The organism is Levilactobacillus sp. LN180102, assembly GCF_050106635.1.
Classification (GTDB): Bacteria; Bacillota; Bacilli; order Lactobacillales; family Lactobacillaceae; genus Levilactobacillus; species Levilactobacillus brevis.
The window spans coordinates 18948-31226 of sequence record NZ_JBNIIX010000021.1; the positions used below are offsets into that span (position 1 = coordinate 18948).

Annotated in this window: 9 protein-coding genes and 2 tRNA genes; 9 read left to right on the forward strand and 2 right to left on the reverse strand. The window is 45.1% G+C overall.

From position 1 onward, the window contains the following. Nucleotides 1-3: 3 nt before the first annotated feature. On the reverse strand, nucleotides 4-1512 hold the full coding sequence (gene lysS, locus ACP4IT_RS11095; protein WP_011666884.1) for a lysine--tRNA ligase: 1509 nt from the start codon (nucleotides 1510-1512) through the stop codon (nucleotides 4-6). A gap of 213 nt (nucleotides 1513-1725) precedes the next feature. Between lysS and ACP4IT_RS11100 the strand changes: the two genes are divergently transcribed. From ACP4IT_RS11100 to ACP4IT_RS11110, 3 genes are all read left to right on the forward strand, one after another. Further along, complete coding sequence (locus tag ACP4IT_RS11100; protein WP_156646917.1) at nucleotides 1726-2907, forward strand: MFS transporter; 1182 nt, start codon at nucleotides 1726-1728, stop codon at nucleotides 2905-2907. A 174-nt stretch (nucleotides 2908-3081) separates the two neighbouring features. Beyond that, nucleotides 3082-3154, forward strand: a tRNA-Glu gene (locus ACP4IT_RS11105). Nucleotides 3155-3163: 9 nt separating this feature from the next. Then, nucleotides 3164-3235: transfer RNA gene (locus ACP4IT_RS11110), tRNA-Gln, on the forward strand. Nucleotides 3236-3371: 136 nt separating this feature from the next. On the opposite strand, the gene ACP4IT_RS11115 is transcribed toward ACP4IT_RS11110, so the two are convergent. Continuing rightward, on the reverse strand, nucleotides 3372-3926 hold the full coding sequence (locus ACP4IT_RS11115; RefSeq protein ID WP_011666886.1) for a TetR/AcrR family transcriptional regulator: 555 nt from the start codon (nucleotides 3924-3926) through the stop codon (nucleotides 3372-3374). A 107-nt stretch (nucleotides 3927-4033) separates the two neighbouring features. Between ACP4IT_RS11115 and ACP4IT_RS11120 the strand changes: the two genes are divergently transcribed. From ACP4IT_RS11120 to ACP4IT_RS11145, 6 genes are all read left to right on the forward strand, one after another. Further along, nucleotides 4034-5041: an NADP-dependent oxidoreductase gene (locus tag ACP4IT_RS11120; protein WP_015473029.1), complete on the forward strand. Its 1008-nt coding sequence runs from the start codon at nucleotides 4034-4036 to the stop codon at nucleotides 5039-5041. 270 nt (nucleotides 5042-5311) lie between these two features. Next, the gene (locus ACP4IT_RS11125; RefSeq protein WP_011666888.1) at nucleotides 5312-5902 is read left to right on the forward strand and encodes a TetR/AcrR family transcriptional regulator C-terminal domain-containing protein; all 591 of its coding nucleotides are present in this window, start codon (nucleotides 5312-5314) and stop codon (nucleotides 5900-5902) included. A 193-nt stretch (nucleotides 5903-6095) separates the two neighbouring features. Continuing rightward, on the forward strand, nucleotides 6096-7601 hold the full coding sequence (locus tag ACP4IT_RS11130) for an amino acid permease (protein WP_011666889.1): 1506 nt from the start codon (nucleotides 6096-6098) through the stop codon (nucleotides 7599-7601). Nucleotides 7602-7653: 52 nt separating this feature from the next. Beyond that, entirely contained in the window at nucleotides 7654-9096 is a 1443-nt protein-coding gene (locus ACP4IT_RS11135) for a glutamate decarboxylase (RefSeq protein ID WP_044000193.1), read from the forward strand. 60 nt (nucleotides 9097-9156) lie between these two features. Then, the gene (gltX, locus tag ACP4IT_RS11140) at nucleotides 9157-10668 is read left to right on the forward strand and encodes a glutamate--tRNA ligase (protein WP_087612625.1); all 1512 of its coding nucleotides are present in this window, start codon (nucleotides 9157-9159) and stop codon (nucleotides 10666-10668) included. A gap of 177 nt (nucleotides 10669-10845) precedes the next feature. Next, complete coding sequence (locus tag ACP4IT_RS11145) at nucleotides 10846-11760, forward strand: hypothetical protein (protein WP_087612626.1); 915 nt, start codon at nucleotides 10846-10848, stop codon at nucleotides 11758-11760. The last annotated feature ends 519 nt before the right edge of the window (nucleotides 11761-12279 follow it).

The window sequence follows — 12279 nt, forward strand, 5'->3', positions numbered from 1 at the left end:
TGGTTAGTCGTTTGGACGCATGGTTGGGAAGAGCATAACGTCACGAATAGATGTGGAATCAGTTAATAACATCGTCATCCGGTCGATACCGATACCCAGACCACCAGTAGGCGGCATTCCATATTCCATCGCTTCGACGTAATCTTCGTCGATACCGTGGGCTTCTTCGTTCCCAGCTGCCCGTTCAGCATCTTGGGATTCGAAACGTTGCCGTTGATCGATAGGGTCGTTTAATTCGGTAAAGGCGTTACCGTATTCATTACCATCGATATACAATTCGAACCGGTCGGTGAAACGACCATCTTTCGGGTTCTTCTTTGCCAATGGTGAAATTTCCAGTGGGTGACCGTAGATAAAGGTTGGGTTAATCAAGGTATCTTGAACCTTTTCTTCGAAGAAGGCGTTGATGATGTGACCGACTTTCCAGTAAGGTTCACAGTGAATGCCGTTTTCTTCAGCCAACTTGTGCGCATCTTCATCAGACATTGGTTGCCAGAAATCGATTCCCGTAACGTCCTTCACGGCGTCCACCATGTGGAGTCGCTTGAAGTCGCTGTCTAAGTCGATATCCTTGCCTTGATACGTCAACTTGCCAGATCCGTTAACCTTGTTAGCCACGAACCGGAAGAGGTTTTCAACCAAGTCCATGACGTCCGTGTAATCGGTGTAGGCGGTATAGACTTCGACCATGTTAAATTCAGGGTTGTGCCGTAAGTCGGTCCCTTCATTCCGGAAGTCCTTGCCCAATTCGTAGACCTTTTCAAAGCCACCAACAATCAAACGCTTGAGGTAAAGTTCCGTGGCAATCCGGAGATATAACGGAATATCAAAGGCGTTAGAGTGGGTGATAAATGGCCGGGCTTCAGCACCACCAGCTTCTGTTTGTAAGACAGGGGTGTCAACTTCGAGGTAGCCTTCACCGTCCAAGTATTCCCGGATGGCTTTCTTAATCTTAGTGACCTTGAGGAACCGGTCAAAGCTTTCGCGGTTTGAGATCAGATCTAAGTACCGTTGACGGTAGATCGTTTCGGGGTTGGTTAGCCCATGATATTTATCAGGAAGTGGCCGCAATGACTTGGAGAGGAATTCAAATTCCGTCATCCGTAATGTCAAAGCACCGGTGTTGGTTTTAATCACATAACCCTTGGCACCAATGAAGTCACCTAAATCGAGGGTTTTATATAGGGCGTAAGTTTCTTCGCCAAGTTCGTCTTGACGGGCATATCCCTGAACAACACCAGTTCTGTCGAGGAGGTCGATGAACCCAGCTTTACCGCTACCGCGCTTACCGGTGATCCGACCCGCAACAGCAACGTAATGTTTGTCTTCCATCAACTCTTCTTTATCGTACTTATCGTATTTTTCAATGAGTGACTGACTGTTGTCAGTTCTGTCGAAGCGGTGACCGAAAGGCGCGATGCCCTGTTCTTGTAGCTTGTTCATTTTATCCCGACGAACCTGCATTTGATCGTTCAGATCGGTCGGCGTGGCATTATTTTTGCTGTTACCCATGTTGTGTCCTCCTATTAGTAATTGTTTCCAAATTTCAATGAATCCAGACCTCCCTTAAATTTAGTTGATTTTCATAGATTTAGCAAGCCTAAAAGGCGATGAACCGCGAGAAACCGCTAGAATTTTCATAGCAGTTTAACCGGTACCGCTTTCATTTGGAAGATCTCGTGATGGCATGCTAAAATGGGCGTGTAACTAGATAGGAATGAAATTATGCGAAAATTGATTCGTCAGCTGTGGCCCCTGTTGATGCTAGGTTTCTTAATCAACACGGCTTACAGTGTGATGTGGCCATTAACGACCATTTATTTACATAATCAGTTACGATTGAATTTAGTAGTGAGTGGGCTTATCTTAGCGGCCTATTCGGGCTGTAATGTGCTTGGCGGTTATCTAGGTGGCGTGTTGGCCGACCGGTATTCAGCTAAGCGGGTTGGTGAGGTCATGTTACTGGGCCTACTGGTGGATGCTACTGTGGGTATTTTCTACAATGGCTTGATCGCCTATCCCATAGTGCTGGTCATCTTTGGCTTGCTGACCGGGGGCATGCTCACGTTGATTTCGGCCTTGACGGCGCAACTGAGCCATGCGGATAGCCGGCTATTCAATCTGCTGTATATCTTTATTAATTTAGGATTAGTCGTGGGGACGGCTAGTATTGGGTTTTTATTTCACCATAGTCTCCGGCCCATCTTCGGGTTACTATTGATTTGTTATGGTGGCGCCATTGGCTTGTGGCATTGGCGTGCTGGGACGTATGAACAGCAGGCAGAAATCCCGGTGACGGTCAGAGACGAACCGGCTGAAGCAACGGCCACCTTGCCATTTTCCCCGCTCATGATTGTGGGATTGCTCGTGAGCCTTGTCTTGATGTGGCTCACATACGCGCAGTGGATGAGTAATGTTTCGGTGTATATTCAAGCAGAGGGACTGGGGATCAAGCTCTATAGCTACCTGTGGGTGTATAACGGGATACTTCTGATGGTGGTGCAGGCTGTGATGGCCCGGTTCAGTCAACCACGGTTTTTAATGCGCCAGATTATTGGTGGTCTACTGGCGATTGGTGGGTCTTTCTTACTCTTGACCCTAACGTCAGGCACCGGCGCTTTATTTGCTGCGATGACGCTGTTAACGCTGGGTGAAGCCATCTATGTGCCAGGGGTGCCGGCACTGATTAATGCGCAGACGGTCGGCGATGAGGGACGTTATCAAGGATTGGTCAATGCCTGCTCCTCACTAGGTAAGGCCGTGGGACCGGTAGTTGGTGGCTTAGTAATTGGCCAATTTGCCTCGTTTTCAGTGCTGTTTTTGGGATGCGCCGTTGTTGATCTGCTAGTCGTTGGTGGATTGGGACTGACCCGGTATCACTATCGAACCAGTGAAGCGTCTCACTAATTTGTTCAGAAACAGCTAATTATGATTAATTGTAGCGCAGTTGGGGCAGTCTTGACCTCAGACAATCAAAGGCAAGTGTCAAAATTAGTCTTTTTTGACACTTGCCTTTTACTGTCTAATGACGTAAAATTAATTTTCGTGCATAATAGGTTTTGTTCCATTGAGATCAGTTATGACCCGTTGGTCAAGTGGTTTAAGACACCGCCCTTTCACGGCGGTAACATGGGTTCGAATCCCGTACGGGTCATCTTAATAATGGGCTATAGCCAAGTGGTAAGGCAACGGGTTTTGATCCCGTGATGCGCTGGTTCGAACCCAGCTAGCCCAATTGTTACGCCTTTCGTCGTTTTATCAGGTCATCTGGCCTTGATATGACGACTTTTTTTGTGCAATTAAATGAGCGGTGTTATTAAGCATGAGTCAGGAATGCTGTGGACAGCAAGATGTGCTCACCGTGGTGTTTCTTATAAGTTGGTGAGTCCCATTGAAATGAGCTGCCATAGTCGTTCAAATCTCACCGTATAATCGGGGGAATACCAACTTTTACGAAAGCTGGGGAGTGTAAATTCACTAAAGGCCGCGAGGATGATCTCGGCTCGCAGATAGGTGGCATCATGAAAATTCATTAGATCGTCAATCATCTTCATCGAAGATAAAAGAACCTCCCGCAGAATGGCCGGATCATTTTCAACATATAAAGTATTTAATTCAAACATTTGGGGGCTGTCGCGATAGGCAGCCTTTTTGGCGTTTGCAAATTGCCACAGCCAGTCATGTAAGAAGTTCAGTGGATTGATCACGGTTGACGCAACATGGATATTTTGCAAAATGGCCTGTTCAAACCAGCGTTTGGCAACGGCGACCATAATGGACTGCTTGTCTGGGAAATGGCGATACAGGGCACCGTGGGTTATGCCAACTCGATCGGCAATATCAGTCAACCGCACGTTAATTGAAGCGGTTTCCAGCATGATTTGTTGGGTGGCGATGATAATTTTTTCTTTGGTTTGGTTTGACATTGGCTCACGCTCCAAGGAATTAATAGTTGGTAAAAAGTAACAATATTAGAAAAAAATTACTTAATGACGTATACTGATACTTAAATTATAGATATGAGGTCATTGGTATGAAAGCGGCACAAATAAAAAAATATGCCAAAAAATCACGCGTAACGGTTGAACAAGTTCCGGTCCCCAAGATCACGCCGACTGAGGTCCTGATTAAAGTGACGTATGCAGCGGTTAATCCACTTGAAGAGTTGATTACCTCGGGTAGCGTGCGACTGATTCAATCATATGATTTCCCGTTGACACTGGGGAATGAGCTTTCTGGCATTATCGTTGCTAAGGGAAGCGATGTAAAGGACTTTGAAATTGGTGATGCTGTTTATACACGACTGCCACTTCAAAAAATAGGCGCATTCGCGGAATTTGTGGCAACAGCGGCAATGGCTGTTGCCAAAGTTCCACGAAACTTAGATATGGCTCAGGCTGCTGCCGTTCCATTGACGGGGCTGACGGCCTATCAAATTTTCCACGAAATATTGACAGTCTCCGCGGGAGAAACGGTGTTTATTCCTGGGGGTTCAGGATCATTCGGGCAGATGGCCATTCCAATCGCTAAATTATTGGGGTTAAACGTGATAGTGAGTGGGAATTCATCGGCCGAAAAGCGTTCTCTGGAAGCGGGCGCTGACAGGTACTTTGATTATCGTACAACAAATTATTGGGAAGTGCTATCCGATGTTGATTATGTGATCGACACTTTAGGGACTTCCGAACTAGAGCATGAGTTAAGCATCATGAAACCAACTGGTGCGTTAGTGTCATTAAGAATGGGACCTAACCAAGCATTTGCTGAGTCGCAGTCGCTACCATTTTGGAAAAAAGCCATTTTTAAATTAGCTGGTAGCGCCATTGACCGTAAAGCTAAAAAGGCAAATGTCACTTATCACTTTGTCTTCGTGCATGCAGATGGGGCCGCTTTAAAGCAAATCACTGATTTAGTCGAACACAACGGAATTGTACCGGCAATTGATCCAAGAATATTTACGCTAGACCAAGTCACTGATGCTTTGGCGTTAATGTCAACGGGACATCTATCCGGAAAAGTATTGATTGCTATGGATGCGTAACAGCAACAGCGAAGCGCCACCACACATTATACAGAGGATAATAGGATGGGATTCTCACAGTTTGAGAATCCCATCCTATTTTTGCGTTGCGTCCAAGACCTGATCTGATCGTTTATAAATGCTGGTCACACGCTTTACCGCGCACACTTAGAGAAAGGCCATGTTAACTAGAAGTGCGCCATACATAAAGTTGAAAGTGTCTATACTAAATTTAGGGCCAACGGAGCACACTTAACCTGAACTTACGGACAGAATTAGGAGATGGGATGAATGGAATCCAGAACTAAGGAAAGGCTGGGGGCAACGTTGCAGCGGCTAACCGATGATGAACAATTTGATACGATCACGGTTAAACGGCTAGTTTTGGAAAGCCATGTTAATCGACAGACATTTTATTATCATTTCCAAGATAAGTTTGATTGTCTGCAGTATCAGTTCGATCACGAGGCACAGCGGCTGGTGGGGAAAGTAACGGCCGACAACTGGCTGGCTAGTTATCTGAGCTTGTTTCGCTACATTGATGCGCATCAGAACTTTTGTCATCACGTCGTCGATTCCCATGCTTATTCGGAATTTGATGATTTTATCTTAGAAACGATCGATCTGATTGTGGAACGATTAAAACAGAGTCTGAAGCAGGCATGTCCGCAGTTACATTTCCGCAATGAATCGGGTCTATTACTATTTGAGTACGGCTTACAGGGGATTGTTCGCAATTGGTTTCGCAGTGGCCTCCGAGAAAATCCGGCTTTGGTCGTTGAGGGGATCGGACCGGTTAGCCAGCGGCAATTGGCCATGTTATTAGAAACAGAAAGTCTGCTCACCAAAGTATCAGTCAAACAACAATTGGCATCTGTCTAGCACTTATACATAACCCAGTCTCTGTCTATTCTTTATTTGGTACGTCAGCTCTACTCTTAGGGTGTTAACACGGAATCACCGTTGGTGGTGGTTCACAATTATTCGGCCGAATAATGAGTTCCCAAATTGAAACCGCTGTCACTTGTACTTAATTGACACCGCTTCGTTTGGTTGTGAAGGGATTGTGTAGCAAGTGGATGAAAATAAGTCTGAACAGCAAATTGATACGCAAAAGGCAAATCGAATAACGGGCTTTCAGTTATTTTCCATGACGACTTCCATGGTCATGACGGTTTACGGTTTTGCGGCATTTGCTAAGCAAGGACCAACCGCTTTCTTTTACCTGTTTTTAGCCGGGATCTTATGGTTTTTACCGGTGACTCGGACCTCAGGAGAGATGGCGTCCATCGATGGCTGGAGTAAAGGCGGTATCTTTACTTGGTCACGGAATATGTTAGGTGAACGCGCAGGTTGGTCGGCATTATTCTACCAATGGATTCACATTACGGTTGGGATGAATACAATGATGTATTTCATTATCGGCTGTTTTTCAGTAACGTTTGGCTTACCCATTATCACGGATAACCCGTTAGTTAAGTTTATTTTGATGATGATCATTTTATGGGGCCTTATCTTTCTACAGCAAAAAGGAACGAGTGTTACCGGTAAGATTGCCCAATGGTGTTTCACGTTAGGGGTGATTATCCCAGTCTTCTTCTTACTCTTTCTATTTATTTTGTACCTCGTACAAGGAAACCCAGCGATGATTCACGTCAACATGCACACCATTTTTCCATCGAGTTGGAATGGGAGTGTCTTAGTGGGATTTGTTCCGTTTATCTTGGCTTTTGCCGGTGCCGAAGGGTCGGCACCACACGTTAAGGACTTGGATAAACCTAGCATCTATCCTAAGGTCATGATGGCACTAGCAGTTGCTGCGATCTGTTCCGATATTATCGGCAGTATGGCGATTGCTATGACGATTCCGAATAATCAGATTCAGTTAAGTAATGGGATTGTTTACGCCTATGGGGCCTTAGTTGCCCGCTACGGTGTGGGTGTGGTCTTTGTCGAAAAGCTAACAGGGTTCTTATTAGCCGTTGGTGTCTTGGGTGAAATCAGCAGTTGGGTCGTTGGTCCTAACGCGGGGATGTTTGAAGCAGCTAAAGCTGGCTACTTACCACCGCGCTTCTCTAAGGCCAATAAATATGGGATTGAAACCAATGTCATGGTCCTTCAAGGGGTCATCGTGTCGATTGTTGGGGCGCTGTTGACGTTTGGGGCTGGCGGGAACAAGGCGAGCCTTTCCTTCCAGACTGCAATGAGTTTGACGGTAGCCTTATACACCTTGATGTATATGCTGATGTTTATTAGTTATTTGGTCTTACAGTTCAAGTATGTCGATTTGCATCGGGACTTTGTGGCCGCTAAGTCGCGTTGGTTGCGGATCACTTACGGTATCCTAGGGTTTATTTTATCGGCCTTTGGATTTGTCGTGACCTTCTTCCCGCCAGCAGATTTATCCGTTGCCTCAAAACACACGTACCTAATGTTGTTAGTGAGTGCCTTTGTGGTCATGCTCGTTTTGCCATTTATCTTGTACCGTTTCCACGACAAATGGGCCTTGCAGCTAGGTGTCAATGTGGATGAAGTGGCAGCACCGACCGGTCATGAGGCGTTGGAAAAAGAAACCAAGTAGTGAAAAATGATTAAGGAGGCAAGCCATATCGCAATACGGATATGACGACTATATGATGAATAAAAACGATCAGGAAACACAGCAGATGATTAATAATGTGGATTTAGAAAAAACGTTTTTAGGCAGTGTCGAAGCCGGGCAATCCTTACCCACCAATACATTACCAGATGATCCCATGGCACCGGATGTTGCCGCTCAATTGGTGGAACACTATCGTTTAAATGAAGCCAAGGCTAATCAAAACCTAGCGACCTTCTGTACCACGCAAATGGAACCACAAGCCGATGAATTAATGAAGAACGCGTTGAATACCAATGCGATTGATAAATCGGAATACCCTAAGACCGCGGCAATGGAAAATTACTGTGTCAGCATGATTGCTCACCTATGGGGAATTCCTGACAATGAAAAGATTTACGATGATTTCATTGGGACCTCAACTGTAGGTTCTTCTGAAGGATGTATGTTAGGCGGCTTGGCGCTACTACATAGTTGGAAGCACCGGGCCAAGGCAGCTGGTTTTGATATTGAAGACCTGCATAGCCACAAGCCCAACTTGGTCATCATGTCAGGTTACCAAGTTGTTTGGGAAAAGTTCTGTACCTATTGGAATGTCGAGATGCGCCAAGTGCCAATTAATGGTGACCAAGTTTCCTTAGATATGGATCATGTGATGGATTATGTTGATGAAAATACGATTGGGATTATCGGAATTGAGGGCATTACGTACACAGGCTCCGTTGATGATATTCAAACGCTAGATAACCTCGTGACCGAATATAATAAGACCGCGACGATGCCGGTACGGATTCACGTTGATGCTGCCTTTGGTGGCCTGTTCGCGCCGTTCGTCGATGGCTTTAACCCGTGGGACTTCCGGTTGAAGAACGTGGTTTCCATTAACGTTTCGGGCCATAAGTACGGGATGGTTTACCCTGGGTTGGGGTGGATTGTTTGGCGGCACAACACGGCTGATATTTTACCCGCAGAAATGCGATTCCAAGTGCCATATCTAGGTAAGACCGTTGATTCAATCGCCATTAACTTCTCACACAGTGGTGCCCATATCAGTGCGCAATACTACAATTTCATTCGATTTGGATTATCAGGTTACAAGACGATCATGCAAAATGTTCGGAAGGTGTCATTGAAGCTGACGGCAGCTCTGAAAACGTATGGGATTTTCGATATTTTAGTTGATGGGTCACAGCTACCAATTAACTGTTGGAAACTAGCGGACGATGCGCCGGTTGGTTGGACGTTGTATGATTTGGAGTCCGAGCTGGCTAAGTATGGTTGGCAAGTTCCGGCATATCCACTGCCAAAGAATCGCGACGATGTGACAATTAGCCGGATCGTGGTACGCCCATCCATGACCATGACGATTGCCGATGATTTCTTGGATGATTTGAAATTAGCAATTGATGGATTAAATCACACATTTGGCGTGACGACCACCGTTGATCAAGATAACAAGACCACCGTTCGAAGTTAATTCGGGCAGCTGACCGGCCGAACGGCGAGTAATGGTGAGTTAATAGAGGAGGAAACAAGCATGAGTGAGAATTCGACAGTGAAAAAGAACGTGAGAGTGAGGTATGCACCGAGTCCGACAGGTTTCTTGCACATTGGCAATGCCCAATCGGCCTTATTCAACTACCTGTTTGCGCGGCACTATCACGGAACCATGGTTTTACGAATTGAAGATACGGATGTTAAACGTAACGTCCCCCATGGTGAAGATAGCCAAATTGATAATCTTCATTGGTTGGGAATTGATTGGGATGAAGGCCCTGATAAGCCCAATCCCAAGTACGCACCGTATCATCAAACAGAACGGCAAGACCTCTATCACCGTTACATTACACAGCTGCTTGACCAAGGGTTAGCTTACAAAGACTACGCAACGGAAGATGAATTAACCACTATGCGGGACCAACAACGGGCCGCGGGTGAAGCACCGCACTACGATGGTCGGTGGTATGGTCGGTCAGTAGCCGATCAACAGGCGGCGGAGGCCCGCGGGTTAAAACCTAGTATTCGCCTCCATTTGCCGGCGAACCATGAATACGCTTGGGATGACATTATTAAAGGTCATGTGGCTTTTAACTCCGACAATATGGGCGGTGATTTCATTATTGAGAAGAGTAATGGGATGCCCACTTATAATTTTGCCGTGGTCATTGATGATTACCTGATGGATATCACAGATGTCTTACGAGGAGATGACCACATTGCCAATACGCCAAAGCAAATTGCGGTGTATGAGGCCTTAGGTTTGAAGCACCCAAACTTTGGGCACATTACGTTAATTTATAATCCTAAAACGCGTAAAAAATTGAGTAAGCGGGATAAGGAAACATTACAGTTTATTAGTCAATATAAGAACCAAGGCTATTTAAGCGAAGCAATCTTCAACTTTATTGCCTTTTTAGGATGGTCACCAGAAGGCGAGGACGAACTTTTCTCACGAGAAGAGCTCATTGAACGCTATGATCCAGCCAGAATGTCCAAATCGCCAGCCTACTTTGATCAAAGCAAACTGGATTGGATCAACGCGGCTTACATTAAGCGCTTAGACCTCGATGATATGACGGATCGGGTACTGGAATTGGTCGACGAGGGACAAACGGATGTTGCTAGGCAGGTAAAGGCCCTACAATTACCGGATTTACGAACGCTGACATTTCAAGTTTGCAAAATCTACCAAACGGAAATCCATCAATTAAGTGAGATTATGGATAAGGTATTATTTTACGTGACGATTTTGCAGGCGCCGTTGGATTATGACCAATTACGGCAATTCGATCGGACAGCAACCCTTGCGGTATTGACGGCCTTTCGAAAACATGTTCAGGCACTGCCTGTAGATGTCGCAACACCGGACTTTAAAAAGATGATTCAAACCGTGAGTCAGGAGACGGGCGTCACAGGTCGTAACCTATATTTCCCACTGAACGTGGCTTTCACGGGCGATCATTCGGCACCACAAATTGATGAGGTTCTCCGGTTGTTTGCCAACAGCACCATTATTGAACTTTTAACCAAAGCCATTGCCCATGTTTAATGGCTACTCATAAGAAGCTATCCTCCTCAAAAGGAATTCGTCGTTAATGGCGGATTCCTTTTTTACAGTTGCGCAGATCTGTCTAGGGACCGGACCAAAATCATACGTACTTTGCTTTATTTTTACGATGGTTGGTGTATTGTATAATTAACCAAATAATAGAAGGGAGCGTTCAAGATGTATGGTAGTGTTTTGTTAGCAGCTGGTCTGGGTTATTACCTGTTTGTATATAAAGGCGTGGACCGGACTCAGCAACCACAACAGTCGGTTCAACCCGTGGCTCATGAGTATCCAACCACCCGAGCAGATGCGTTGAAGTACTACCTGCAGGCGAAGCTCCCGTGGGGGACGTCCCTAGGTGAAATGTATGTGTACGCGCGATCTTTTCCCCGAAACGAGTTACCGACTGAGAAAAGTCGAGAAGCCTTGTTTAAGCGATTTAAGCAAAACGTGGACCGTTTACGAGAAGCTGGTGAATTACCGAAGACGCCATTACGCTACATTGATAAGGTTGATCTGTCATTAGAATTAACAACGGTACGGGTGATGCACCCCGATGATGTGGTGAGTCTCTATAAGCGGCAAATGCGGTATTTGGCAATGTTTACGCGTCAGGCTAATCCGTTCGAAACTTTACGACAATTAGTTGAAAAGTCTTCATTATATGGTCGGCCATCTGGACCAACCGTTCAATCACCGGAACGATTTTCAGGAACCTTCGCGTTATTTCTGCAAGACTACTATTTCTTACAATACCTGCCAACGCGTAATGAATGGCACATTTATGTGGCCCAACAACAACGTAAATTGGATGAAGTTGAACACGATATCTTTACTTTTCTGAACGATGGGGCTGACCAACCGGTGACCAATCAGGCGGGGAAAGTGGTTGTGACTTGCTTTTCGACGGTGGGATTGGAGTTAATTGCCAACTTATTGAAACCAGATCGAACGATTGTGCCGCAATTGGAAGCTTATGAACGGGCTTTTGATGATGGTATTTGGCAGAATTATTTTCCCTATACATGGGCAGAGGTTAATCGTAAAGAAGCAAGTGTGGCATTACAGCAATGGGCTAAACGACTTAAATAAATGGATTAGAGAGGAGCGTGGGTAACCACCTCCTTTTATTTATGCAACCCTAACGTACTTTATCATAGTGTATTCAATTGAGAGTACGGTTATACCGTATCGTTTCAGAATATTTCAATATTAATATACGTTATTGAAAAATACTTAGTTTTTTTTCATATTTTAGTTGACGTGTCGGTGCTCACTTGGTATAGTTATATACGTTGTCACGACGAGTAACCAACTAGACCAATTCGAAAGATTGAAATTAGTTGTTGACAAGTAAGACAACGATATGATATATTAATTAAGCTGTCGCATTGAGATAGCGAATCAACGAGAAACGTTGTTAAATCAAATTTCTTGTTGACATCAAATCAGCAACATGATATGATGATTAAGTTGTTTGCGAGAGCGAACACAAGGTAGACCTTTGAAAACTGAACATTGTTTCGACAAACCAAATATGTGTAGGGCGGTTTGATTTTAGAATCAAACCCAAACAATATTTGCGAAGTCAATTCGCTTTTAAAAATGTAA

Excerpts from the sequence above, each read along its gene's own strand:
- lysS (WP_011666884.1), bottom strand. The coding sequence starts at position 1,512 with ATGGGTAACAGCAAAAATAATGCCACGCCGACCGATCTGAACGATCAA.
- ACP4IT_RS11100 (WP_156646917.1), top strand. The coding sequence starts at position 1,726 with ATGCGAAAATTGATTCGTCAGCTGTGGCCCCTGTTGATGCTAGGTTTC.
- ACP4IT_RS11115 (WP_011666886.1), bottom strand. The coding sequence starts at position 3,926 with ATGTCAAACCAAACCAAAGAAAAAATTATCATCGCCACCCAACAAATC.
- ACP4IT_RS11120 (WP_015473029.1), top strand. The coding sequence starts at position 4,034 with ATGAAAGCGGCACAAATAAAAAAATATGCCAAAAAATCACGCGTAACG.
- ACP4IT_RS11125 (WP_011666888.1), top strand. The coding sequence starts at position 5,312 with ATGGAATCCAGAACTAAGGAAAGGCTGGGGGCAACGTTGCAGCGGCTA.
- ACP4IT_RS11135 (WP_044000193.1), top strand. The coding sequence starts at position 7,654 with ATGATGAATAAAAACGATCAGGAAACACAGCAGATGATTAATAATGTG.
- gltX (WP_087612625.1), top strand. The coding sequence starts at position 9,157 with ATGAGTGAGAATTCGACAGTGAAAAAGAACGTGAGAGTGAGGTATGCA.
- ACP4IT_RS11145 (WP_087612626.1), top strand. The coding sequence starts at position 10,846 with ATGTATGGTAGTGTTTTGTTAGCAGCTGGTCTGGGTTATTACCTGTTT.